Raw genomic sequence first — 25,057 nt, forward strand, 5'->3', positions numbered from 1 at the left:
GGCATTCTCAACGGTAGACGGTCAGCGCCAGGGCGCCGAACAAGCAAGCGAACAGGCTCAGGCGCAGCAGCGCCGGGTGCCAGAAAAAACGGTACAGGTCAAAGCCGGCCAGAAACCGGTCGAGGGCCCAGGCCAGGCCCGCCGCGATCAGAAACATCAGGGTCATGGTGGGCATGTAGACGCCGTGGAAGGCGATTTCACGAGGCATGGGCGGGTCCTTCGGGCTTGAGGGCAGCCAGGGGTGATTGCGGGTCCAGCAATGAGGTGCGGATAAAGTGCAGGTAGCTTTTCACCCGGCGCAGGGCCGAGGTGTCGAAGTGCGGGGCGAAGGGTTCGTCGGTGGCCTGCACGCGGCTGATGGCATGGTCCACGGCGATCAGGCTGCGCTCCAGGTTGCTGGCGCTGGGTTGCAGGAACAGCCGCACCAGCGAACGGCCCATCACCCGGATCGCCTGGCGCCACGGCTGGGACTCGGCATACGCCGGGTGCACCGGCAGGATTGCCTGTTCCTTGCGCAACTCGATGATCGCGTGACCGACTTCCAGCACCACGAACATCCAGCGCAGCAGGTTGCGTTGCACCTGGGGTTGCCCGGCGGCAAAGCCGTAGGCCTGGTGCAGCAGGTCGCGGGTGCGGCTTTCGAAACCCGACGCCAGGCCCTTGAGTTTGCCGCTGATGGCGAACACCACTTGCTCGCGCAAGTCCTGCTCCAGCCGACGCCACAACCAGCGGCTGTTGGGCGGCAGGATGATCGCGCCCGCCGCCGCACACACCAGCATGCCGATGACCATGGCGATGTAGTCGTTGATGAAGGTGTAGGGGTTGTAGATCGTGAGGTTGTCCGGCACCGAGCCGGTGCTGAAGAAGATCAGCAACCCGACGCCGACTCCCGCGTACTGCGGGCGTGAAGCCAGGAACGAACCGAAGATGATCACCGGCGCGAGCATCACGCACAGCAACGGGAAACCGTCGATCCAGGGAAACACGAAGAACATTTCGACAAAGCCCACCAGCGCCCCGATCAAGGTACCGCAAGCCATTTGAAAGGCCATGCGCTTGGGGTTGGGGGTGGCGGCCGACAAACCCACCGTCGCCGCGGCGATCAGGGTCATGGTGGCGCCACTGGGCCAGGCCGTGGCCACCCAGTAACTGCCGAGCACGATCAGGATAAACGAGGCGCGAATCCCCGAGGCGGCGCAGGCCAGCCAGTTGGTTTTTGGGGTGTAGGGTTCGTCCCAGTGTTCGCGCTCGTGGCTGTGATCCGCCAGGGAGGCGTGGGTCTGGGCGTAGTTGTGCAAGTCGTCGACGAAGCGGTACAGCAGCTCATAGGCGGTGTGAAAGTCCAACAGTTCGGCGTCGCTGGGGGCGCTTTCCTGGAAGCGGGTGCGCAGGCTGCGCACCTTGGCGGGCAGGCCTTCCTTGTAGGCGTTCAACTGATTGGCCAGGCGCGCCGCATCGGGGCTGGTGAGCGCACGGCCGGAAAAACCGTCGAGCAGTTCCGCCAGGTCTTGCAGGCCCGGCTTGATGGCAGCCACCACGTGATCGGCCTCCTGGCTGCGCAGGCGCTCGAGCAATTGGTGCAAGGCGTTGAAGCGCGTGGTGATGCCCATGAACTCGCTGTTCAAGCGCGTCAGCCGGCCATTGCGCCGACGCATGTGCGGGTCTTCGAACACGGTGATGCTGCGCAGCCCTTCCAGGCCCACGGCTTCGGCGATAAAGCGCACGTTGCTGCGTTCAAAGCCTTCGCGCTCGCTGCGACCGCGCAGGCCGTCGGTGACGAACAGCGCGAACACACCGAAGCGCTGGTACAGGGCGTTGCGCATCGCAGCGCTGGAGGTTTGCGGCAGGATCGCGGCGCTGACCAGCGTGGAGCAGACAATCCCCAACGAGATTTCCAGGACTCGCCACACCGCCGCCATAAACGCGCCGTCGGGATGGGCCAGGGCCGGCAAGCCAACCATCGCCGCGGTGTAGCCGGCCAGCACAAAACCGTAGGCGCGAAAGTTGCGATTGCGGGTCGCGCCAGCAGTGCAGATGCCGACCCAGATCGCCAGCGAACCGAGGAACAGTTCAGTGTTCTGCGCAAACAACGCGATCAGGAACACCATCACCGCCGAGCCCGCCAGGGTGCCCAGGAAGCGGTAGAAACTCTTGGCGAACACCTGGCCGCTTTGCGGCTGCATCACGATAAACACCGTGATCATCGCGGTACGCGGTTGCGGCAATTCCAGGCGCATGGCCAGCCACAACGTCAGGAAGGCCGCGATCAGCACCTTGAAGATATAGACCCAGGTCACGCCATCACTGCGTGCCCAATCGAAGAAACCACGGCGCCACTCAAGCGAGTGCAACCAGCGCAGCGGTGCAGGCAAGGGAGTCATCGCATCCTACTCAGTGATCAAACACGGCGAGGGCCGCCGGGGTCTTGCTCGGTAAGGTCTGGCTGTCCTGAGGCACATCGCTGCCGGCACCGAGGCCACCGCCCAACGCGGTCACCAGTTCGGCGTGGGCACTCAGGCGTGCAGCCTGGACCTGCTGCTGCACCTGCTGCTGGCGGAACAACAGGCTCTGGGCATTCAGCACGTTGAGGTAGTCGGTGAGGCCGCGCTGGTAGGCGATCATCGCGATGTCATAGGTTTTCTGCGCCGAGGCCACGGATTCGGCGGCAAAGGCTTGCTGCTTGTCCATCGACTCGCGGCGGATCAACTGGTCGCTGATGCCCTTGAGCGCGTTGACCAGGGTCTGGTTGTAGTGCGCGACGGCGATGTCGTAGCCGGCGCTGGCTTCACCCAGTTGCGAGCGCAGGCGGCCACCGTCGAAGATCGGCAGGCTGATGGCAGGGCCGGCGGTGTAGTTGAGTTTCTTGCCGGTCAGGAAACTCAGCATTCCGCCGCCGGTGGCGACGTAGCCGAGGCTGCCCACCAGGTCGACGTTGGGGTAGAAACCTGCGTGGGCCACATCAATGCCACGGGCCTGGGCCGCCACTTGCCAGCGGCTGGCGACCACGTCCGGGCGCTGACCGAGCAGTTCGGCGGGCAAGCTCGACGGCAGTTTCAGCGGTGCGGCCAGGGACAAGGTGGGCCGCTGCAACTGCGCGCCCGCCCCCGGCCCTTTGCCCGCCAGCGCGGCCAACTGGTTGCGACTCAGGGCGATCTGTTCATCCAGGGCGTCCAGCTGGCGATGGGTTTCCGGAAGCGGCGTCTCAGCCTGGCTGACTTCGAAGTGGGTGCCGATCCCACCATTCAAACGCTTTTGCGCCAGGTCGAGAATCTGTTGTTGCTGGGCCAGGGTGGCGGCCACGATATCGCGCTGGGCGAAGTGCAACGACAGCTGGATATAGGCGCGCACCACGTTGTTCTGCAATTCGAGCTGCGCCTGGCGCGCTTCGGCGGCGCTCATGTGGGCCATGTCCACGGCGCGCTCGGTGGCGTTGCTTTCGCGGCCCCAGAGGTCGAGGGCATAGCTCAAGCCCAGGGACGCGTTGTTGTCCCAGGTGGTGGAATTGTCCAGCGCGCCTGGGCCGTAGAATTGGTCGCTCGGCCAGTTATGGCGCTTGAGCGTGGCATCACCATTGATCTGCAACGACTCGGCCGACTCGGCGATCCCGGCCATGGCCCGGGCTTCACGCACACGTGCAGCGGCCATGGCCATGCTCGGGCTGCCTTGCACGGCGAGGTCGATCCAGTGGTTGAGTTGCGGGTCGCCGTAGGCTTGCCACCATTGCGCGGTGGGCCAGTGGGCGTCCTGGGCAGCGCTTTTGATCGCCTCGTCGGTGGCCAATGAATTGGCGACGAGTGACTGGCCTTGAGGGGCAATTCCTCCGGTTCCGATGCAGCCGCTGATTGCTAACGATAAGGCCCAAACACTGAGAGTCTTCAGCTCTCTGCTGATGCGACGCGGCACTGCTGCGAATTCCTGAGAGGGTGTTGCGGGGAAGGTGGCGCAATTCTAAGGGGCGGGCCGGATGGCGATAAGGTGGGATTCTTGTGAATCTTTGTTACCGTTCAGGCGATAATCCGTTCGTAGGGATCACTGGATCCTGCAACTTCGTGTCACAATTTGCCATCTCCCCTGAGAGCACCTTAATGGACACCTTGCAAAACATGCGCGCCTTCAGTTGTGTGGCCGAAGCCGGCAGCTTCACCGCCGCCGCCGTGCAACTGGATACCACCACGGCCAACGTCTCGCGCGCGGTCTCCAACCTTGAGGCCCATCTGCAAACCCGTTTGCTCAACCGCACCACCCGCCGCATCGCCCTGACCGAGGCCGGCAAGCGCTATTTGCTGCGTTGCGAGCAGATCCTGGCGTATGTCGAGGAAGCGGAAGCCGAAGCCAGCGATGCCCACGCCCGCCCTGCCGGGCAGTTGAAGGTGCACACCATGACCGGCATCGGCCAGCACTTCGTGATCGATGCGATTGCCCGCTACCGCCGCACCCACCCGGACGTGACCTTTGACCTGACCATGGCCAACCGCGTGCCGGACCTGCTGGATGAGGGTTACGACGTGTCCATCGTGCTCGCCAGCGAGTTGCCGGATTCGGGGTTTGTCTCGCAGCGCCTGGGGATAACTTACAGCATCGCCTGTGCCTCGCCGGCCTACGTCAAGGCCAACGGCTGCGCGCAACGGCCCAGCGACCTGCTCAACCACGCGTGCCTGCGCCTGGTCAGCCCGGTGATTCAGCTGGATAAATGGTCGTTCAATGGCCCGGAAGGCCAGGAAAGTGTGGCGATCAACAGCTCACCGTTCCTGGTGAACTCGGCCGATGCGATGAAGACCGCGATCACCAGCGGCATGGGCGTTGGCCTGTTGCCGGTGTATGCGGCGATAGAAGGGCTGCGCAACGGCACCCTGGTGCGGGTGATGCCCAACTACCGCTCCCAGGAGCTCAACCTGTACGCCATCTACCCGTCGCGCCAATACCTGGATGCGAAGATCAAGACGTGGGTGGAATACCTGCGCAGCTCCCTGCCGGAAATCATGGCCGCGCATCAGGCGGAACTGGCGGCCTATGAGCTAAGTGGCAGTTTGGGCGGGGTACGACTGAGTAACTGAGGGGGGGCAGCCGCTACACCGGCAGCGTAATGCCAAAGGTGTTGCCGCCGCCCTCGCTGCGCACAAACACATCTCCGCCGTGCATCAACGCGATCGCCTTGACGATCGCCAGTCCCAACCCGTGATTCGCCCCACTATTGCTGCGGGACGCGTCCACCCGATAGAACCGCTCGAACAACCGGGGCAGATGCTCGCTGGCAATCTCATCGCCCGGGTTGGTCACCCCGATCGCCACGTAGTCCTCCAGCACTTCGATCTTCACCTCGATCACCTGGCCAGGCGCCGTATGCTGCACCGCATTGCTCAACAGGTTGATCAACGCCCGGCGCAAGTGCGCCTTCTCGATCTGCACCTGGGCATCGCCGGTCACACGCACCTGCACCTGGGCGTCCTCGAGGATAAAGTCCAGGTAGTCCAGGGTGGTCGCCACTTCATCCGCCAGCGAACTGGTGATCAGCTTGGTGGCCTTGCTGCCCTGGTCGGCACTGGCCAGGAACAGCATGTCATTGATGATCGAGCGCAGCCGTTCCAGCTCTTCGAGGTTCGATTGCAGCACCTCGAAATAATGCTCGGCCGAACGCCCACGGGTCAGCGCCACCTGGGTCTGGCCGATCAGGTTGGTCAGCGGCGAGCGCAGCTCATGGGCCACATCGGCGTTGAATGACTCCAGGCGCGAATAGGCCTGCTCCACCCGGTCGAGGGTCGAGTTGAAGGAGTTGACGAACTGCTTCAGCTCCGGCGGCAATGGCGACAATTGCAGGCGCCCGGAGAGTTTCGGCGGTGCAAGTTTCTGCGCCTCGTCCGACAGCTTGATCAGCGGCTTGAGACCGATGCGCGCCACCCAGAACCCCAGCAGCGAGGCCAGCAGCACGCCGACAAACGCCAGGCCGATCAGCGCCACCAGCAGTTGATGCTGGGTGGCGCGGAAGTTCTCGGTGTCGACCGCGATCAGGAAACGCAGCGGCGGGCGCTGCTCCTTGGCTGGAAACTGGCTGACCAATACTTTGAACGGGTAGGCATGGCCCGGCAGGCGCAAGTCGCGCTTGCCGGTCGGGCCGGCGGCGAAGGCGCGAATCTGCGCGTCCGGGTTGCCGTATTCGTAGGTCGGGTCGCTGCTCACCACCCAGAAGCGAATGCGCTTGTCTTCCTCTCCCAACAACTTGAGCTTGGCGGTGATCTTCGCCCAATGGTCCGGCGTACCGAAGCGATTGACCGAAGACTCCAGCACGCTGTAGCGCGCATCCAGCTCGGCCCCGGGCAGCAGGCCCAGGCCTTTGTCCACCTGCTGGTACAGCGCGCCGCCGATCAACAGGAAGATCAGCAGCGCCACCAGGGTGAACATGCCGCTCAGGCGCAGGGCGATGGAGTTAGCCGACACTGCGGTTCTCCAGCACGTAACCCATGCCACGGATAGTGTGCAGCAGTTTCTGTTCGAACGGCCCGTCGAGCTTGGCCCGCAGGCGTTTGATCGCCACTTCCACCACGTTGGCGTCGCTGTCGAAATTGATGTCCCAGACCATTTCCGCAATCGAGGTCTTGGACAGGATTTCACCCTGGCGCCGGGCCAATACGCTGAGCAGCGAGAACTCCTTGGCGGTCAGGTCCAGGCGAACGCCGTTGCGACTGGCCTTGCGGCTGATCAGGTCGATCCACAGGTCGGCGATGGTCACCTGCACCGGCTCATGCCCGCCACTGCGACGGGTAAGGGCTTGCAGGCGCGCCACCAGTTCGAGGAACGAGAACGGCTTGCCGAGGTAATCATCCGCGCCTTCGCGCAGGCCGCGAATACGGTCTTCCACGCGCTCGCGGGCGGTGAGCATGATCACCGGCGTCTGCTTGCGCGCCCGCAGCGCGCGCAATACACCAAAGCCATCCAGGCCGGGCAGCATCACGTCGAGCACGATGACCGCGTAATCGTTCTCCAGGGCCAGGTGCAACCCTTCGACGCCTTCACGGGCGACGTCGACGGTATAGCCTTGCTCCGTCAGGCCGCGGTGCAGGTAGTCGGCGGTTTTTTCTTCGTCTTCAATAATCAGTACACGCATGAGCCTTTTGTTCCAGGACGGGGCCTCAGCCTCAGTGTGTGATTGCCAGCTGGGGAGCTGGTTTGGGTCTGTGGAAAAACTTCTCGAGGTACAAGTATATGACCGGTGTGGTGAACAGCGTCAGCGCCTGGCTCACCAGCAACCCGCCCACCACAGCGATACCCAGCGGCTGGCGCATTTCCGCGCCGGGGCCGGAGCCCAGCATCAGCGGCACCGCACCCAGCAGGGCGGCCAGGGTGGTCATGATGATCGGCCGGAACCGCGTGACACACGCCTCATAAATCGCTTCCTCGGGCGGCAGGCCGCGTACGCGCTGGGCGTCCAGGGCGAAGTCGATCATCAGGATACCGTTCTTCTTCACGATCCCGATCAGCAGCACCAGGCCGATCAACGCCATGATCGAAAAGTCCTGGCCCATCAGTGACAACATGATCAGCGCCCCCAACCCCGCCGATGGCAAGGTGGAGATGATCGTCAGCGGGTGCACGAAGCTCTCGTACAGCACACCCAGGATAATGTAGACCGCCACCAGTGCCGCGAGGATAAGCCAGGGCTGGCTGGCCAACGAACTCTGGAACGCCTGGGCCGCGCCCTGGAAGTTGCCGATGATGGTAGTCGGCATGCCGATTTCATTCTTCGCCTGGTTGAGCAGGATCACCGCATCGCCCAACGCGACGCCCGGCGCCAGGTTGAACGACAGGTTGGCCGCCGGGAACATGCCGTCATGGCTGATGGACAATGGCCCTACGGTAGGCGGGTCGACCTTGGCCACCGCCGACAGCGGCACCATCTCGTTGGTCAGCGGCGAGCGCAGGTAGAAGTAGTTCAGGCTTTCGGCCTTGCCGCGTTGCTGGGTGTCCAGTTCCAGCACCACCTGGTACTGGTTGATCTCGGTCTGGAATTCGTTGATCTGGCGCTGGCCGAAGGCGTCGTACAGTGCCTGGTCCACATCGGTGGCGGTGAGGCCAAACCGCGCGGCGGCCTGACGGTCGATGCTGATGTGGGTGATGCTGCCGCCCAGCTGCAAGTCGTTAGACAGGTCGCGGAACGCCGGGTTGGCCCGCAGTTTTTCGGTGAGGCGCTGGGTCCAGGTATTCAGGGTCGGGCCATCATTGCTCTTGAGCACGTACTGGTACTGGGCGCGGCTGGGGCCGGAGCTCAAGTTGATGTCCTGGCCGGCCCGCAGGTACAGGACGATGCCCGGCACTTTCGCCAGTTTCGGGCGGATCCGGTCGATAAACTGGCTGGCCGACACGTCGCGATCCCCGCGATCTTTCAAGGCAATCCAGAACCGGCCGTTGGCGATGGTCTGGTTGCTGCCGGTCACACCCACCGAATGGGAGAACGCTTCCACCGCCGGGTCATCCTTGACGATCTCGGCGATTGCCTTGTGCTTGGCGACCATGTCCGGGAACGACACGTCGGCCGCCGCTTCGCTGGTGCCGAGGACGAAGCCGGTGTCTTGTACCGGAAAGAAACCCTTGGGGATAAACACGTAGCCGACCACGGCCAGGGCCAGGGTCACCATGAAGATCGCGGCCATGGTGCGTTGATGGGCCAGGGCGCGGCGCAGATTGCGCGCATAGCCGGCCAGCAGGCGTTCGCTGAAACCGGGTTTGTCGTGGGCATGATGGGTTGGTGCGCGCATGAACAACGCGGCCAGGGTCGGCGCCAGGGTCAGCGAGACCACCACCGAAATCAGGATGGTGGAGGTGGCTGTCAGTGCAAACTCCTTGAACAACCGCCCCACGACACCGCCCATGAACAGCAACGGGATAAACGCCGCCACCAGCGAGAAGCTGATGGAGACCACGGTAAAACCGATTTCACCCGCGCCCTTGATCGCGGCTTCGCGCTTGTCGAGGCCCGCTTCCAGGTGGCGGTGAATGTTCTCCACCACCACGATCGCATCGTCCACCACAAACCCCACGGCGATCACGATCGCCACCAGGGTCAGGTTGTTCAGGCTGAAGCCCATCAGGTACATCAGGGCAAAACTGGCCACCAGCGACACGCCGAGCACGCTGGACACGATCAACGTGGCCGACAGCTGGCGCAGGAACAGCGCCATCACCGCCACCACCAGCAGGATGGCGATCAGCAGGGTCACTTCCACTTCATGCAGGGACGCGCGGATGGTCTTGGTGCGGTCGGTCAACACGCTGACCTGCACCGAGGCCGGCAGCATGGCTTGCAGGCGCGGCAGTTCGGCTTGAATGCGGTCCACGGTCTCGACGATATTCGCGCCGGGCTGGCGGGAGATCACCAGGTTGACGCCTGGGGTGTCGCCGGACCAGGCCTGCACGTAGGCGTTTTCCGAGCCGTTGATGACTTTGGCGATATCCCGCAGCTGTACAGGTGCCCCGTCCTTGTAGGACACGATCAGTTGGGCGTAATCCTCGGGGTGGAACAACTGGTCGTTGGTCGAGAGGGTCGACACGCTGTTCTCGCCGTAGATCGCGCCCTTGGCCAGGTTCAGGCTCGATTGCTGGATCGCCAGGCGCACGTCCGCCAGGGTCAGGCCGATGGCCGCGAGTTTATCGGCCGACGCCTGCACCCGGATGGCCGGGCGTTGCTGGCCGGTAATGTTGATCTGGCCGACCCCGTCGATCTGGCTGATCTGCCGGGCCAGCAGGGTTTCCACGTAGTCGCTCAGCTCGGTGCTGGGCATGCTGTCGGAGCTGACGCTGAGGATCAGCACCGGGCTGTCCGCCGGGTTGACCTTCTTCCAGGTCGGCAGGCTCGGCATGTCGCTGGGCAGTTTGCCGGACGCGGTGTTGATCGCCGCCTGCACTTCCTGGGCGGCGGTGTCGATGCTCTTGGTGAGGGTGAATTGCAGGGTCAGCAGGCTGGAGCCCAAGGCACTGCTGGAGGTCATCTGGGTCATGCCGGGGATGGCGCTGAATTGCACCTCCAGCGGCGTTGCCACGGATGAGGCCATCGTGTCCGGACTGGCGCCGGGCAGCGTGGCGCTGACCTGGATCGTCGGAAATTCCGCTTCCGGCAGTGGGGCGATGGCCAGGCGTGGAAAGGCAATCATCCCGAGCAATACCAAAGCGAAGGTCAGCAGCAAGGTGGCGACCGGGTGGTCGACGCACCAGGCCGACGGCGAACGACTGCCACTCATGGCTGCACCTTGGCATCAACGGTCTGGATCACCTGCGGCGGCTCCTTGAGCACATCGACCTGGGCGCCCGCCTTGAGCCGTGACTGGCCGTCGCTGACCAGCACATCGCCGGCCTGCACACCCTGGAGGATGTTCATGTCGCTGTTCTGGTACAGCACCTGCACCGGCACCACCTCTACCTTGTCACCCTTGAGCCGGTACACGAAGTGCGAATCCAGGCCGCGTTGCACCACGGTAGGCGGCACCACCAGGGCATTTTTGTGCAGGGCGGTCTGGATGCGGATCGTCACCAACTGCCCCGGCCAGAGTTTTTGCGCGCCGTTGCTGAACTCGGCCTTGGCGCGGATGGTGCCGGTGGTGCCGCTGATCTGGTTGTCGATCAGGCTCAGGCGGCCCTCCCCCAGCAGGTCGCCGGTCTGGCCGTCGGTGTCGGCGCCCATGTAGGCGTTGACGTCGGCGGGCAGTTGCGCGGCGATCAGGCCTTGCAGGGTCGGAAGCATCTGTTGCGGCAGGGAGAACTCGACGGCAATCGGGTCGATCTGGGTCACGGAGAACAAGCCCTGGGTGTCGCTCATGCGCAGGAAGTTGCCTTCATCCACTGTGCGAATCCCGACGCGACCGGTAACCGGCGAGCGAATCTGGGTGTAGGAAAGCTGCACCTGGGCCGAATCAATCGCGGCCTGGTTGCCTTGGGCCGTGGCCTTGAGCTGGTTGACCAGGGCTTGTTGCTGGTCATAGGTCTGCTTGGACACGCCGTCGTCGATGCTCAGTTCCTTGTAGCGCTTGAGGTTGACCAGCGCGACTTGCAGTTGCGCCTGGCTTTCCCCGAGCTGCGCCTTGGCCTGGTCCAGGCTGGCGCGGATCGAGCGGTCATCAATGGTCGCCAGCAGGTCGCCGGCCTTCACCAGTTGACCTTCCTTGACCAGCAATTTGGTAAGGATGCCGTCGATCTGCGGGCGAATCACCACGCTGTGCAACGACAGCACCGAGCCGATGCCGCTGACAAACCGCGGGATGTCCTGCTGTTTGACGCTGATCACCCGCACCGGGATCGCCGACGATGCGGTCAGTTTGGTCTTGGCCGGGCGGGTCACCACCCAGGCAACCACGGCCAGTACCACAAGGACGCCCACGATCAAGGCAGGTTTTCGTTGAATGTGCATGGGGTGAGGCGCCAGGGCAAAGGATCGGAAGAATGAAGGCTCTTTATAGCCCGCCAACCGGGTCAGCAAAGTGACTGCTAACTGACAGCGCCGTCAGTAAAGTCCGACCATTCGTACGAGCAGTGGTTAAAGATCCGAGGCGCGCAGGTATACTGCGCGGCGGTGTGGCCTGCAAGTCGGGCCCGCGTCATTTTCAGTACTCCCCGGAGCCACCATGAATTCCCCGACACAACCCGCTGTTGAAGCGGTCGACATCGACCAACAGGCCAACCCTGACAGCGTCGAAGGCGAAACCAAGGCCGAGATCCCGGCGTTCAAGTTTCCGTTCAAGCCGGGCGAACTGGCCGGGGCGAAAAACGCCAGCCAGCCGTGGTACAAAAACGGCGCCAAGAACGGCCACACCAAGAGCCCGGGCATGGCGCCTCCCGGCACCCGTCGCTCGATGGGCAAGCGCTGACCGGTAATAAATCCTCCGCAATGGAGATTTATGCCTACAACAGTTACTGACGTTTCGCCTTGTAGGCCTGCGGCCAATTCTTGAAAGCTTGCATGACACCCGCTTGCCCCGACTCTTTCGCTCGGGGCTGGACGTGGTAAAGCTGGTTTTCTGGAAAAGGACGTCCCCTGTGGTTCTGATACGCACCTGTGTCGTGCTGTTGTTGTCGCTGATGGCCAGCGTTTTCTCCACCACTGCGGCCAGCGGTCAACCACGGCATGAAATTCGTTTCGCCGTTGCTGCGCAATTCCCACCCTTCCAAAGCCGCAATCAACATGGCCAGCTTGCAGGGCTGAACATCGAGCTGGGCAATGCCCTGTGCATACAGCTCAATGTGCGGTGTACCTGGGTCGACCAGGTCCTTGTGGAAAACTTCCCCGCCCTTGAAGCCAGGCAATTCGACGCGATCATGGGCATGGCCCCTACACTGAAACGGCGCCAGCGGGTGAATTTCACCGATAACCTTTATCCGATCACCACGCGCCTGGTGGCCCGCAAGACATCGGGGTTGAAGCCGACCCCACGGTCACTGAAGGGCAAGCGCGTGGGCGTTCTGGTGGGCAGCAACCGCGAAGCCTTCGCCCTGTCGAAGTGGGCGCCCAAGGGGGTCATCGTCAAGGCATTCTGGCGCAATGACGAGTTGATCCGCAGCCTGCTGGCAGGCGACATCGATGCAACATTGCAAGGCACCGTGGAAATCCGTGAGGCGCTGCTCGACACCGCTGATGGTCAGGTTTTCGACTTCCTCGGCCCTCACGTCTCCACCGAACTGCTGGGTAACGGCGTGGCGATCGCACTGCGCAAGCCCGACACCGCCTTGCGCAGCGCCCTCAATCACGCCCTCGAGCAACTGAAGCAGAGCGGCGAATACCAACGCATCATCGAGCCCTACCGGCTGGACGCGCCGCTCTCCAGACCGTAATGGCCAATTAATTGCGCGGAACATGAGCTGGATCAGTATTTGCCCAACCGGTGCGCTTAGAGTCGACGCCCTGCCGACTCCTCCAACAATCACGAGCGCGCTTTTCCATGAAGATCAATCTGCCGGTCACCGGTCGAAATGTGGATTTTGCCCCCGACGCCAATATCCTCTCGACCACCGACCTGACCAGCGCAATTACCTACGCCAACCAGGACTTCATCGATATCAGCGGCTACACCCGCGAGGAGTTGCTGGGCACGCCGCACAACCTGCTGCGTCACCCGGACATGCCGGCCGCGGCGTTTGCGCACATGTGGCAGGTATTGAGAAGCGGTCGCTCGTGGATGGGTATGGTGAAAAATCGCTGCAAGAACGGCGATCACTATTGGGTCAGTGCCTATGCCACGCCGGTCACCCGGGACGGCGTGACGGTGGAGTATCAATCGGTGCGCACCAAGCCCGATGCACGGCGGGTGCATCGGGCCGAACGGGCCTATGCCCGCCTGCGTGCCGGCACTCGGCGAGCACGGCCCGTGGTGGGCATGACCTTCAAGCTGTCGGCATGGGTCCTGGGGGCTTGCGCCGCAACCTGGGCATTGGGCCTTGGGCTGGCGACTTATCCGCTGACCTGGCAACTGCTGGCGGGAACGGCGGCCTGCGCCGTGGGGGTAGCGGGTGTGCATGGCTTGTTACGGCCCCTGGCACAGTTGAACCAGCGGGCACGGCTGATTGCCGATAACCCGCTGAGCCAGGCGATCTACACCGGGCGCAAGGACGAGTTCGGGCGTATCGAGTTTGCCATGCAGATGCTGGAGGCCCAGGTGGGCGCAGTGGTCGGCCGGATTGGCGATGCGTCGCAACGTCTGTCCGGCCATGCCGCGGCGCTGGTGCAACAACTGGACAGCAGCCACACCAGCAGCCTCGGCCAACAGACCCAGACGGATCAGGTCGCCGCTGCGATCAATCAAATGGCCGCCAGCGTGGCGCAAGTCGCCGAGCACGCGCTGCAGGCGTCCAGGGCCGCTGACCAGGCCGGCAGCGAAACCCGCGAGGGCCATCAACGGGTGGATGAAAGCCGCGACGCGGTGCTGCGTTTGTCCGAGGAACTGGCGCGGGTCACCGCAGTGATCCATCAACTGGAAAGCCACAGCGGCGATATTTCCGGGGTGCTGGAAGTGATCCGGGCGATTGCCGAACAGACCAACCTGCTGGCGCTGAATGCCGCCATCGAAGCGGCGCGGGCCGGGGAGCAAGGACGCGGGTTTGCCGTGGTGGCCGATGAGGTACGAGGCCTGGCCCAGCGTACGCAGGATTCGACCAATGAGATCCAGCACATGATCAGCACCCTGCAAGGCGGCGCCCGGGATGCGGTGCAGGCGATGGCGCAAAGCAGCCAGCATGTGGAGGCCAGCGTCGATCAGGCCCAGCGCGCCGCTGCCGCACTGGATGGGATCAGCCAGCGAGTGACCCGAATTACCGCCATGAGCCAGCAGATCGCGGCGGCGGTGGAAGAACAGAGTGCGGTGAGCGAGGACATCAACCGCAACATCATCGGCATTCGCAATGCCGGGGAAGTGACGGTCAGCGCTGGCCAGCAGAGCCAGCTCAGCTCAGGGGACGTGGCGGGGCTGGCGGATGACTTGCGGCGGTTGGCGGAGGAATTCTGGGGCAAGCGGCGCTAGCGCTTAAGCCGCCCGCAATGAAATGAAGGCGTAGTTCGCCGGCACCTCGGTGGCAATCCGGGCGCCGGCATCCAGCAGTTGCTCGGCAATGTCCATCCCGGACACATGAAACACCCACTCATTGGCCTGCACGACTTCTTGCGTCGCCAACTCGATCGCCTGGGCAAACAGGCCCATGTCGGGCAAGTACGCGGTAAACCCATCGCCCTTGAGCGCCGTGGTATGGATGCCCAGCAACCCGCACACGGCTTCCTTGGCCTGGATATCATCGCGGTCAGCCTGGCGTGAGCGGCGGATCAACTCGGCCAGCTCCTTATCCATCAACTCGCCCCCCACGATCAGCGCCGGCCCCTGCTCCCAGGATTCCGGCGGGCAGTCCTTGGCGCCCGGGTTCAACGGGATGTGCGGATTGATCTCCATCGGGTAGATGCGGCACACCAACGGCCGCCGCTCGTAAATGCGGCAACGGTCGTCTTCGTCAAGATTCCGGCAGCGCCCGGCGTTATAGGCGGCAAAGGTGATTGCCACATACGCCTCGGTATTGCCGCTGGGCACGATGGCGGAACGGCGTTGTGCGTGGTCACGTTGCAACTCGGGCAGCCCCAGGCCACTGCCCAGGAAACCTTCCACCAGCACGATGACATTACCGCCGTCAGCCGCCCAGCTGCGGGCTTCTTCGAGGGTCAAGGGCACATGGTGGTCGGTGCAGCATTTGCCGCAACCGACGCAGGAAAAATGGGTATTCATGGAGGGTCTGTCACCAGGCAAGGTCAGAAGGCACTCATGAACGGTGGCGGTTTTTTGCCTCTGTTCACCGTTCTGCCTCTGTGCAAAGCAAGTTATGCGCCAGCGCCGTCAGTCCTCGGGGACAAGGTCGCGAAGCACAAACACCATGCCCGCACGTTCATACAGCTGCCGTGCCCGCAAGTTGGACTCCAGCACCTTGAGGTCGACAAACGCTTCGCCGCGTTGCTTGAACACCTGGAAGGTGTGCAGCAATAACGCACGGCCCAACCCCATGCCCTGGGCACAGGGGTGAATGGCCAGGTTCTTGATGTAGGCGCTGGTCCAGCATTGGGACACACCCAGGATGCCGCTGGCGTTACTCGCCACCAGGCACAGTTTGGGGTCGAACTCGGCATCGGTAACGAACTGCTGGCGCCAGTGCTCAAGGGAGCCGACCCGTCCGCCGCCTTGTTCCTGGGCCAGGCTCAATACCGCATGGATCGCCGGGGCCATGGCTTCGCGGTAATGATCCAGCTGGATATCCGCCGGCCACTGCGGGGCGGGCAGGCTGCCGGTGAGGTCGCGGCGCAGCAGCTGGAAATATTCACCCACCGGTCACAGGCCCTGTTGCGCCACGGTCTGGGCGGCTACCACCAGGCACTTGGTCAGTTCCGGCGAAGAAAACTTGGTGAGTACCGCATTGGCGCCGGCCAGGCGGGCTTTTTCGCCGTTCATCGCACTGTCCAGGGAGGTGTGCAGCAGCACATAAAGGTCCTGGAAGTCCGGGGTTTCCCGCAGGGTTCGGGTAAAGGCGTAGCCGTCCATTTCGGACATTTCGATGTCCGAGACCACCACGTTGATTTGCTCGACGGTGCCTTGCAGCTCCAGCAAACGGTCAATGGCTTCCTTGGCGCTGCGGGCGGTGTGGCAGGTGAGGCCGAGGTTGCGCAGGGTGTGCACCGACTGCTGCAGCGCTACCTGGCTGTCGTCCACCACCAGGATTCGGGCGTTGCCCAGCACTTCGGCTTCTTCCATGGTGAGGTCGGTGGGCGCCGCTTCGATCTGCGCCGGGGCGATGCCGTGGATGACTTTTTCGATGTCCAGCACTTGCACCAGGGCGCCTTCGACCTGGGTCACCCCGGTGATAAACGAACGCGTACCGCCGGAACCAAACGGCGGCGGGCGAATGTCGGTGGTCAGGCAGTGCACGATCTTGCTCACCGCCTGCACATGCAGGCCCTGCTTGGAACGGCTCACGTCGGTGACGATCAGGCAGCCGCCGTCCGGGTCTTGCAGGGGCATTTCCCCCAGGGCGCGGCTCAGGTCGATCACCGACAACGCGGTGCCGCGCAAGGTGGCGATGCCTTTGACGTGGGGGTGCGACTCCGGCAGCTTGGTCAGCGGCGGGCAGGGAATGATTTCACTGACTTTCAGCAGGTTGATCGCCATCAGCTTGCCGCTGCGCAAGGTAAAGAGCAGAAGCGAGAGTGAATCTGCGCGGGCTTTGGTGGTGGACATAAAAACCTTCTGTGGATCAGGGATGACGATCTATAGACCGTTATCGACTTGCACGCGAAAAACTGTAGGAGCGAGCTTGCTCGCGAAAAACCTGAGGGCGCTGTGTTTATCCAGGATGCCCGCGTTATCGTTGACGCTTTTCGCGAGCAAGCTCGCTCCTACAACAAGCAGTCGTCAGCCCTTCCACACCTGCGGGTTTACCAGATCCTGCGGACGCTCGCCCAGCAAGGCGCTGCGCAGGTTTTCCAGGGCGCGGTTGGCCATGGCTTCGCGGGTCTCGTTGGTGGCCGAGCCGATGTGCGGCAGGGTCACCGCATTGCTCAGCTGGAACAGCGGCGACTCGGACAGCGGCTCCTGCTCGTACACATCCAGGCCGGCACCACGGATGGTCTGGTTTTGCAGGGCCTGGATCAGCGCCGGCTCATCCACCACCGGGCCACGGGAGATGTTCACCAGGATCGCACTGGATTTCATCAGGCCCAGCTCGCGATGGCTGATCAGGTGGCGGGTTTTCTCGCTCAGTGGCACCACCAGGCAGACGAAATCGGCTTCGGCCAGCAACTGGTCGAGGCTGCGAAACTGCGCGCCGAGTTCCTGTTCCAGTTCGGTCTTGCGGCTGTTACCGCTGTATAGAATCGGCATATTGAAACCCAGGCGACCCCGACGCGCGACGGCCGCGCCGATGTTGCCCATGCCGACGATACCCAGGGTCTTGCCGTGTACATCACAGCCAAACAACGGCGCGCCGACGCTGGCTTTCCACTGGCCGGCCTTGGTCCAGGCGTCCAGTTCGGCGACGCGGCGGGCGCTGCTCATCAGCAGGGCGAAGGCCAGGTCGGCGGTGCTTTCGGTGAGCACATCCGGGGTGTTGGTGAGCATGATCCCGCGCTCATTGAAGTACGCCAGGTCGTAGTTGTCGTAGCCCACCGACACGCTGGAAACCACTTCCAGTTTGCTCGCACCTTCCAGTTGCGCGCGGCCCAGTTTGCGGCCTACGCCGATCAGGCCGTGGGCATGGGGCAAGGCTTCGTTGAACTGGGCGTTGATGTCGCCCTGCTTGGGGTTGGGGGCGATGACATCGAAATCCTGTTGCAGGCGTTCGATCATTTCCGGGGTGACGCGGCTGAAGGCGAGGACGGTCTTTTTCATGGAAGGCAGGCTCATCGACTACGTGGGAATGGCAAGCACGCTAACATTCTTGGGTAGGGCTTGTCAGGCCGGCCCTCACACCCCACAGCCAGACTGTTGCGATTTGGGCAACAGTCATTATCTTGTTACACTCTGTATCGCACCGCTCACCTGCGCTAATTTGTCGCATCGATGAGCGCAGCGGTTAAGACCGACCCGCTCTCCCCCGATTTCCCTCGACTTATTTCCAGGGCTCTACACTGGGAATCTGTCTTAAAGCCGCTGAGTTCAGCGGCTTTTTTTTGCGCTGAAAAAAGGCCAGGAACCCCAACAACACTGGCCGGTTTCGATTGACCCAAAGGAGCTCCACCGGTGAAAACCTCGCTGACGTTCACCCCGTTATTCCTCGCGATTGCTGCAACGATCGTTCCCCTTGCCCACGCGGCAGACACCCCGGCCACCGACGGCTTCGTCGAAGGTTCCAGCTTCAAGATCAACACCCGCAACTACTACATGAACCGCGACCGTCGCGACATTCACACCGATGACAGCAAGGAATGGGGCCAGGGCTTCATCGGCATCTTCGAATCCGGCTACACCCCCGGCATCGTCGGCTTCGGCCTGGACGCCAACGCCATGCTCGGCCTCAAGCTCGACGGCGGTGGCGGCACCGACGGCTCGAGCATCCTGCCGGTAAGCTCCGGCAACGGCAAAGCGCCCGGCTCGTTCTCCACCGCCGGCGCCACCCTGAAAATGCGCGCCTTCGACACCGAACTGAAAGCCGGCGACCTGTTCCTCAACAACCCGGTGATTGCCGGCGGCATGACCCGCATGCTACCCCAGACCTTCCGCGGCGTGAGCCTGACCAACCACAGCCTGGACGGCTGGATGTTCGAGGGCGGCCAGGCCAGCTTCACCAAGCTCTACAACCAGAGCGGCCGTCGCCGCATCGGCACCAGCTACGGCGCATTGCCCAATGGCGAAGACAGCCGCCACCTCGACTGGGCCGGCGTGTCCTTCAGCGGCGTGCCGGGGCTGACCAGCAACCTGTACGCGTCCGAACTCAAGGACATCTGGAACCAGTACTACTACGACCTGGACTACACCTGGCAGTTGAACGAGCTGGTCAGCCTGAACCCGGGCCTGCACTACTACCACACCCAGGAGACCGGCAAAGCCTTGCTGGGCAACATCGACAACAACACCTACAGCCTGCATTTCACCGTGGGCGTGGGCAATCACAGCGTTACCGCCGCCTACCAGCGGGTCAACGGCAACACGCCGTTCGACTACATCAGCCAGGGCGACAGCATCTACCTGGACAACTCCCAGCAATACTCCGACTTCAACGGCCCCAACGAGCGCTCGTGGAAGCTCAAGTACGCCTATGACTTCGTCGGGCTGGGCCTGCCGGGCCTGACCTCGGCAGTGTCTTACATCAGCGGCAAGACCGACCTGACCACGGTCGATCCGGACAGCCGTGGTTACTCATCCTGGTACAGTGCCGACGGCAAGAACGCCAAGCACTGGGAACGGGACATCGACCTCAAGTACGTGGTGCAAGGCGGCAAGGCCAAGGACCTGGCCGTGCGCCTGCAATGGGCGACCAATCGCGGCGGCAATGGCTACGCGGCAGTGGACCGGGACGTGGATGAGTACCGCGTGATCGTCGACTATCCGATTGACGTTTTTTAACCTTCAGGCTTTCTTTTAGCGGCGACGACTTATTTTTCACAGCATGGAACTAAACTGCCAGCATCTTGAGTGCCGAAGCCAGTCCCATGAGTCAACGCCGCGCCTTCACCCTGCCTGCACGCCCGGAGCTTTTGCTGATTCTGGGCAGTGGCCTCACTGTCGTGCTGATCGTGGTCATCGTTGCCGTACTGCTGATCCGCGAACACGCCAGCGCCTTGCAGGCAGCCAAGCGTTCCACCAGCAATATCACCCAACTGATCAATGCCGATGTGCTGCGCAACGTCGAGCTCTACGACCTGGCGCTGAACGGCCTGATCACCGCAACCACTCGCGATGACCTGCCCCAGGTTTCCGCCGAAGTCCTGCATATGGTGCAGTTCGACCAGTCCACGGCCGCCCCTTTCAAAGGCGAAGTCCTGCTGCTGGACAAAACCGGCGCGGTCACCGCCGACTCCTCCACGCTGACCCCCACGCCACGTAATTTCGCCAATCGCGACTATTTCCAGATCCACCAGCAGAACCCCGATGCCGGGCTGTTCATCAGTCGGCCCTTCAGGATTCGTTGCGACTGCGATCAAGTCTGGCGCATCGCCTTCAGCCGCCGGGTGCCCGGACCCAATGGCGAGTTTGCCGGTGTGGCGGTGGCAACCATGCGCCTGGCGTATTTCGACCAGTTGTTCAATAGCCTGACCATCGGCAGCGGCAGCAGCATCAACCTGCTGAATAACGACGGCATCCTGTTGGCCCAGCAGCCGCTGCTCGAAAGAGACATGATCAACAAGGACCTGAGCGCGCGGCCCAACTTCAAGCGAATGCTGCGCGAAGGCAGCGGCAGTTTCAGCGCCATCTCCGCCATCAGTGGCGCGCAACGGCTGTACACCTTCACCAGCGTCGGCGCGCTGCCGCTGATTGTGGTGGTGGCGTTGTCGAGCGATGACGTGTTTGCCGCCTGGAAGCGCGCCGCCCTGCTGATCAGTGGCGCCACCGGCGTGCTGTGTGTGGGGCTGTTGTGGCTGACCTGGATGCTGCGCCTGGAACTGCGCCGCCGCTATCGCGCCGAGAAGGTGTTGTCGGAACTGGCGGCCACCGACGGCCTCACCGGCCTGGCCAACCGCCGCACCCTCGACCAGCGCCTGCGCCTGGAATGGGAGCGCGCGCAACGCTCAGGCGAGCCACTGGCCTTGCTGATGATTGATGTCGACCACTTCAAGGCCTTCAACGACCGCCATGGTCACCAGGGTGGCGACGAGGCCTTGCGCAACGTGGCCCGGGTCATCGGCAGCAATATTCGTCGCCCCGCCGACCTGGCCGCGCGCTACGGCGGCGAAGAGTTCGCGGTGATCCTGCCGGATACCGACGGCGAGGGGGCGAGCACCATCGCCGAACATATCCGCAGTGCGGTGGAGCACTTGCCACCGGCGGACGGCGACGCGCTGTCGGTCACCGTCAGCGTCGGGCTCAGTACCTGGGACAAACGCAGCCGTGGCTCGCTGGAAGAGCTGCTGCTGAGTGCCGATCGGGCGCTGTATGACGCCAAGCATTCCGGGCGCAACCGCATCGTTCACAGCCAGGCCACATAAGCCGTTATCAGCAACTACGCTAAGGGCATCCTCGAAGCAGAAGTACGCCCGATGAGCCCAGGCACTACCCGCCCGCCCCGCCCCACCCACCGTCCGGAGCTGCTGCTGATCATCGGCAGTTGCGTCACGGTGCTGCTGATCATGCTGGTGGTCGCGGTGCTGCTGATTCGCGAACACGCCAACACGTTGCAGGCGGCCCAGCGCACGGCCAATAACATCACCCAACTGATCGACGCCGACGTGCTGCGCAACGTCGAGCTGTACGACTTGTCGATCAAAGGCCTGATCGCCGCCACCGAACGCACTGATTTGGCTGGGGTATCGGCCGGCATCCGTCACCTGGTGCTGTTCGACCGTTCGGAAGCGGCGCCCTACAAAGGCGACATCCTGTTGCTGGACAAGGATGGCAACGTGATCGCCGACTCAGCCCTGCAGACGCCCAAATCCGCCAACTTCGCCGACCGCGACTACTTCCAGGCCCATCGGCAGAATCCCGACCTGGGGCTGTTCATCAGCCGGCCCTTCATGGCGCGCTGCGTGTGTGATGACCAATGGCGTATCGCTTTCAGCCGCCGGGTTTCCGGGCCGGATGGGCGATTCCTCGGCGTGGCCGTGGCAACCATGCGCCTGTCGTACTTTCAGCAACTGTTCCGCAGCCTGAATATCGGCAGCGACAGCACCATCAACCTGATCAACCAACAAGGCATCCTGCTGGCCCAGCAGCCGTTGCTGGAACGGGACATGATCGACAAGGACCTCAGCCAGCGGCCCAACGTCGCGCGCATATTGCACGAGCGCGACGGCAACTTTCGCGGCACCTCCAGTGTGGATGAGGAGCACCGCCTGTATACCTTCTCAACGGTGGGCGATTTACCGCTGATCGTCGTCGTGGGGCTGTCCACGAATGACATATTCGCCCCCTGGAAGCGCGCAGCACTGGTGATCAGCGGCGCCACCGGGATTTTGTGCATCGGCCTTTTGTGGCTGACCTGGATGCTCTGCATGGAACTGCGCAGGCGCCACCGTGCCGAACAGGTGCTGTCAGAACTGGCAGCCACCGACGCGCTCACCGGCCTGGCCAACCGCCGCACCCTGGACCAGCGACTGCGCCTGGAATGGGACCGCGCCCAGCGTTCGGCCGAGCCGTTGACGGTGCTGATGATTGACGTGGACCACTTCAAGGCGTTCAACGACCGACATGGCCATCAAGGTGGCGACGAGGCACTGCGCACGGTGGCGCAGGTGATCGAGGGCAATATCCGCCGCCCGGCCGACCTCGCTGCTCGCTATGGCGGGGAAGAATTTGCAGTGGTGCTGCCGCATACCGACAGCCAGGGTGCACGCGTGATTGCTGAACATATCCGCAGCAGTGTCGAACACCTGCCGCGAGTGAGCGGGGATACGGTGCCGATTACCGTCAGCATCGGCCTCAGTACCTGGACCAAAAACAGCCGCACCACGCTGGAGGAATTACTGCTCAACGCCGACCAGGCGCTGTATGAGGCCAAGCATACCGGGCGTAATCGCGTTGTTGATGCCGGCGCTTTAAAGCCGTGACGCGAAGCGTCACAGGAGGCGTTACCACGCAGAGCGTGGGAACGATCAAAAAAAAGGCCACCCGAAGGCGGCCTTTAAAAACAAAAGGAAAGAGAGTTGTTACTTACACCGCCGCGACGGGACGCATGTAAGAGATCGGTGCGGTGCTGGCATCTTCGAAGGTCACGACTTCCCAGGCATCTGTCTGTGCAATCAGCTTGCGCAGCAGTTGGTTGTTCAGGGCGTGGCCAGACTTGAAGCCTTTGAACTCGCCTATCAGGCTATTGCCCAGCAGGTAGAGGTCACCGATTGCATCGAGGATCTTGTGCTTCACGAATTCGTCTTCATAGCGAAGGCCGTCTTCGTTCAGTACACCATCCGCGTCGACCACAATGGCGTTTTCAACGCTGCCGCCGAGTGCGAGGTTGTGCTTGCGCAGGTACTCGATGTCACTCATGAAACCAAAGGTACGGGCGCGGCTGACTTCTTTTACGAACGAAGTGCTGGAAAAATCCACGCTTGCACTTTGGGTGCGGTCACGGAATACCGGGTGATCGAAATCGATCTCAAAGCTCACTTTAAAGCCTTCGAACGGGACGAAGGTGGCGCGCTTGTCGCCGTCTTCTACTGTCACTTCCCGCAGAATGCGAATGAACTTCTTGGCTGCGTCCTGTTCTTCCAGGCCGGCAGATTGAATCAAGAATACGAAGGGTCCGGCGCTGCCATCCATGATCGGGACTTCGGACGCGGAGAGCTCGACGTAGGCGTTATCGATGCCCAGACCGGCCATGGCCGAGAGCAAGTGCTCCACCGTGTCCACTTTGACGTCACCGTTGACCAACGTGGTCGACATCGTGGTTTCGCCAACATTTTCCGCGCGAGCAGGTATCTGCACCACAGGGTCCAGGTCGGCACGAACAAACACGATGCCGGTGTCGACAGGTGCGGGCTTGAGGGTCAGGTATACCTTCTCCCCGGAGTGCAGACCTACACCTGTGGCACGGATAATATTCTTCAGGGTGCGTTGTTTAATCATGGCTTGGACCGCTTCAGCGCAAATTGCGAACTGGTATCAACAAAGGCTGGCGATAATAGCAGACCAGACCTTTGCTGAACACCAATCACCTTCATAGCCCTGATACATTCCATTAATCGGCCTGACGACGCAGGAAAGCCGGGATGTCCAGGTAGTCCAGGTCATCTTGCGGATTCGGGCTGCGGGATGCAGCAGCACCGGCCTGAGCCTGGTTGCGCATCACGGTCGGACGATCCAGGTCACGATAGTTCACAGACGGCAGTTCCTGGCGCGAAGGCGCTGGAGCGGCAGCTTGCTGGCTGGCGTGGCTGGTATGGACGGTGTTGTCGATGACCTTTACAGGCTTCTCGATTTTCGCACCCAGGCCGGTCGCAACAACGGTCACGTGCAGTTCGTCGCGCATGTCCGGATCGATAACGGTACCGACCTTGACCATGGCGTGCTCGGAAGCGAAGGCTTCGATGATGCTACCCACGTCGGAGTACTCACCCAGGGACAGGTCAGGACCGGCGGTGATGTTCACCAGGATGCCGCGTGCGCCTTGCAGGTTCACGTCTTCCAGCAACGGGTTGCGGATGGCCGCTTCGGTAGCTTCACGTGCACGGTTCGGACCGCTGGCGCAGCCAGTGCCCATCATCGCCATGCCCATTTCGCTCATCACGGTACGTACGTCGGCAAAGTCGACGTTGATCATGCCCGGACGCTTGATGATGTCGGAGATACCGCGAACGGCACCGGCCAGTACATCGTCAGCCTTGGCAAACGCAGACAGCAGGCTTGCGTCCTTGCCGAGGATGGTCAGCAGCTTCTCGTTGGGAATGGTGATCAACGAGTCGACGCTTTCGGACAGCAGACGGATGCCTTCATCGGCGATCTGCATGCGCTTGCGACCTTCGAACGGGAATGGACGGGTCACGACGGCAACCGTCAGGATCCCCATTTCCTTGGCCACTTCGGCAATGATCGGCGCAGCACCGGTACCGGTACCACCGCCCATGCCCGTGGTGATGAACACCATGTTGGTGCCTTGCAGCACTTCAGCGATGCGCTCGCGGTCTTCCAGGGCGGCTTGACGGCCGACTTCCGGATTCGCGCCGGCACCCAGGCCCTTGGTCACGGCTGTGCCCAATTGCAGGATGGTGCGTGCACCGATGCTTTTGAGGGCCTGGGCGTCAGTGTTGGCGCAGATGAATTCAACGCCTTCAATGTTGCTCTTGACCATGTGGTTGACAGCGTTGCCGCCGCCACCGCCGACGCCGATCACTTTGATGACCGGGCTTGCGGGGATGTTGTCTACGAGTTCGAACATTTTCCCTCTCCTTTCATTTCTCTAGTTTTTTCGCCTACTA

The 25,057-nt window shown here is 62.5% G+C and carries 20 protein-coding genes and 2 pseudogenes; 8 read left to right on the plus strand and 14 right to left on the minus strand.

The features are described from left to right. Positions 1-7 precede the first annotated feature (7 nt). Genes A462_RS19870 through A462_RS19860 form a run of 3 tightly spaced genes read right to left on the minus strand, consistent with a single transcriptional unit; the run spans position 8 to position 3,903 of the window. Positions 8-208, minus strand: a complete 201-nt coding sequence (locus A462_RS19870) for a DUF1656 domain-containing protein (RefSeq protein WP_003216262.1) — start codon at positions 206-208, stop codon at positions 8-10. Continuing rightward, positions 198-2,381 carry an FUSC family protein gene (locus A462_RS19865; RefSeq protein ID WP_008434187.1) on the minus strand — a complete coding sequence of 728 codons (2,184 nt, stop codon included), beginning with the start codon at positions 2,379-2,381 and terminating at the stop codon, positions 198-200. The genes A462_RS19870 and A462_RS19865 overlap by 11 nt, the downstream gene beginning before the upstream one ends. A gap of 10 nt (positions 2,382-2,391) precedes the next feature. After that, positions 2,392-3,903: an efflux transporter outer membrane subunit gene (locus A462_RS19860; protein ID WP_032899258.1), complete on the minus strand. Its 1,512-nt coding sequence runs from the start codon at positions 3,901-3,903 to the stop codon at positions 2,392-2,394. Positions 3,904-4,085: 182 nt separating this feature from the next. Here A462_RS19860 and A462_RS19855 point away from each other — a divergent pair, with 182 nt between their 5' ends. After that, positions 4,086-5,054, plus strand: coding sequence for a LysR family transcriptional regulator (locus A462_RS19855; RefSeq protein ID WP_003216257.1), 969 nt, complete (start codon positions 4,086-4,088; stop codon positions 5,052-5,054). Between the two features lie 13 nt (positions 5,055-5,067). Here the strand turns inward: A462_RS19855 and A462_RS19850 are convergent, their stop codons facing one another. The 4 genes from A462_RS19850 to A462_RS19835 are packed head-to-tail and all read right to left on the minus strand — an operon-like array spanning position 5,068 to position 11,389. Beyond that, positions 5,068-6,432, minus strand: a complete 1,365-nt coding sequence (locus tag A462_RS19850) for a heavy metal sensor histidine kinase (RefSeq protein ID WP_008434189.1) — start codon at positions 6,430-6,432, stop codon at positions 5,068-5,070. Beyond that, positions 6,422-7,099, minus strand: a complete 678-nt coding sequence (locus tag A462_RS19845) for a heavy metal response regulator transcription factor (RefSeq protein WP_003216255.1) — start codon at positions 7,097-7,099, stop codon at positions 6,422-6,424. Before A462_RS19845 ends, A462_RS19850 begins: the two co-directional genes overlap by 11 nt. 31 nt (positions 7,100-7,130) lie before the next feature. After that, positions 7,131-10,226, minus strand: a complete 3,096-nt coding sequence (locus A462_RS19840) for a multidrug efflux RND transporter permease subunit (RefSeq protein WP_008434191.1) — start codon at positions 10,224-10,226, stop codon at positions 7,131-7,133. Beyond that, complete coding sequence (locus tag A462_RS19835; protein ID WP_003216249.1) at positions 10,223-11,389, minus strand: efflux RND transporter periplasmic adaptor subunit; 1,167 nt, start codon at positions 11,387-11,389, stop codon at positions 10,223-10,225. The genes A462_RS19840 and A462_RS19835 overlap by 4 nt, the downstream gene beginning before the upstream one ends. Positions 11,390-11,603: 214 nt before the next feature. Between A462_RS19835 and A462_RS19830 the strand changes: the two genes are divergently transcribed. The 4 genes and pseudogenes from A462_RS19830 (at position 11,604) to A462_RS19820 (ending at position 14,489) form a co-directional block, all read left to right on the plus strand. After that, positions 11,604-11,846, plus strand: coding sequence for a hypothetical protein (locus tag A462_RS19830; protein WP_003216247.1), 243 nt, complete (start codon positions 11,604-11,606; stop codon positions 11,844-11,846). A gap of 169 nt (positions 11,847-12,015) precedes the next feature. Further along, entirely contained in the window at positions 12,016-12,807 is a 792-nt protein-coding gene (locus A462_RS19825; RefSeq protein ID WP_008434195.1) for a transporter substrate-binding domain-containing protein, read from the plus strand. Positions 12,808-12,914: 107 nt separating this feature from the next. Beyond that, positions 12,915-13,196, plus strand: a pseudogene (locus A462_RS35225) (PAS domain-containing protein); the annotation flags it as partial. 246 nt (positions 13,197-13,442) lie between these two features. Next, a complete protein-coding gene (locus A462_RS19820) occupies positions 13,443-14,489 on the plus strand; it encodes a methyl-accepting chemotaxis protein (protein ID WP_443200825.1) in 1,047 nt (348 codons plus the stop codon). A 3-nt stretch (positions 14,490-14,492) separates the two neighbouring features. Here the strand turns inward: A462_RS19820 and A462_RS19815 are convergent, their stop codons facing one another. The 5 genes and pseudogenes from A462_RS19815 to A462_RS19800 form a co-directional block, all read right to left on the minus strand. After that, positions 14,493-15,236: a YkgJ family cysteine cluster protein gene (locus tag A462_RS19815; protein ID WP_008434199.1), complete on the minus strand. Its 744-nt coding sequence runs from the start codon at positions 15,234-15,236 to the stop codon at positions 14,493-14,495. Positions 15,237-15,344: 108 nt separating this feature from the next. Then, the gene (locus A462_RS19810; protein WP_008434201.1) at positions 15,345-15,827 is read right to left on the minus strand and encodes a GNAT family N-acetyltransferase; all 483 of its coding nucleotides are present in this window, start codon (positions 15,825-15,827) and stop codon (positions 15,345-15,347) included. Between the two features lie 3 nt (positions 15,828-15,830). Beyond that, complete coding sequence (locus A462_RS19805) at positions 15,831-16,733, minus strand: chemotaxis protein CheV (protein WP_008434204.1); 903 nt, start codon at positions 16,731-16,733, stop codon at positions 15,831-15,833. 51 nt (positions 16,734-16,784) lie between these two features. Continuing rightward, positions 16,785-16,883: pseudogene (locus tag A462_RS34865) on the minus strand (outer membrane lipoprotein carrier protein LolA); the annotation flags it as partial. Positions 16,884-16,907: 24 nt separating this feature from the next. Continuing rightward, positions 16,908-17,882 carry a 2-hydroxyacid dehydrogenase gene (locus A462_RS19800; RefSeq protein WP_003216236.1) on the minus strand — a complete coding sequence of 325 codons (975 nt, stop codon included), beginning with the start codon at positions 17,880-17,882 and terminating at the stop codon, positions 16,908-16,910. A 351-nt stretch (positions 17,883-18,233) separates the two neighbouring features. Here A462_RS19800 and A462_RS19795 point away from each other — a divergent pair, with 351 nt between their 5' ends. The 3 genes from A462_RS19795 to A462_RS19785 all read left to right on the plus strand — a co-directional run bounded on the left by A462_RS19795 (position 18,234) and on the right by A462_RS19785 (position 22,693). Continuing rightward, positions 18,234-19,556 carry an OprD family porin gene (locus A462_RS19795; protein ID WP_008434205.1) on the plus strand — a complete coding sequence of 441 codons (1,323 nt, stop codon included), beginning with the start codon at positions 18,234-18,236 and terminating at the stop codon, positions 19,554-19,556. A gap of 86 nt (positions 19,557-19,642) precedes the next feature. Further along, positions 19,643-21,136, plus strand: a complete 1,494-nt coding sequence (locus A462_RS19790; RefSeq protein ID WP_008434208.1) for a sensor domain-containing diguanylate cyclase — start codon at positions 19,643-19,645, stop codon at positions 21,134-21,136. Positions 21,137-21,187: 51 nt separating this feature from the next. Then, entirely contained in the window at positions 21,188-22,693 is a 1,506-nt protein-coding gene (locus A462_RS19785) for a diguanylate cyclase (RefSeq protein ID WP_008434209.1), read from the plus strand. 103 nt (positions 22,694-22,796) lie between these two features. Here the strand turns inward: A462_RS19785 and lpxC are convergent, their stop codons facing one another. After that, positions 22,797-23,708 (minus strand): UDP-3-O-acyl-N-acetylglucosamine deacetylase, encoded by a 912-nt coding sequence (gene lpxC / locus A462_RS19780; RefSeq protein WP_003216227.1) that lies wholly within the window; start codon positions 23,706-23,708, stop codon positions 22,797-22,799. A gap of 112 nt (positions 23,709-23,820) precedes the next feature. Beyond that, positions 23,821-25,017, minus strand: coding sequence for a cell division protein FtsZ (ftsZ, locus tag A462_RS19775; protein ID WP_003216225.1), 1,197 nt, complete (start codon positions 25,015-25,017; stop codon positions 23,821-23,823). Between the last annotated feature and the right edge of the window lie 40 nt (positions 25,018-25,057).

It is taken from the genome of Pseudomonas sp. Ag1 (genome assembly GCF_000278565.1).
In the GTDB taxonomy this organism is placed as follows: Bacteria; Pseudomonadota; Gammaproteobacteria; order Pseudomonadales; family Pseudomonadaceae; genus Aquipseudomonas.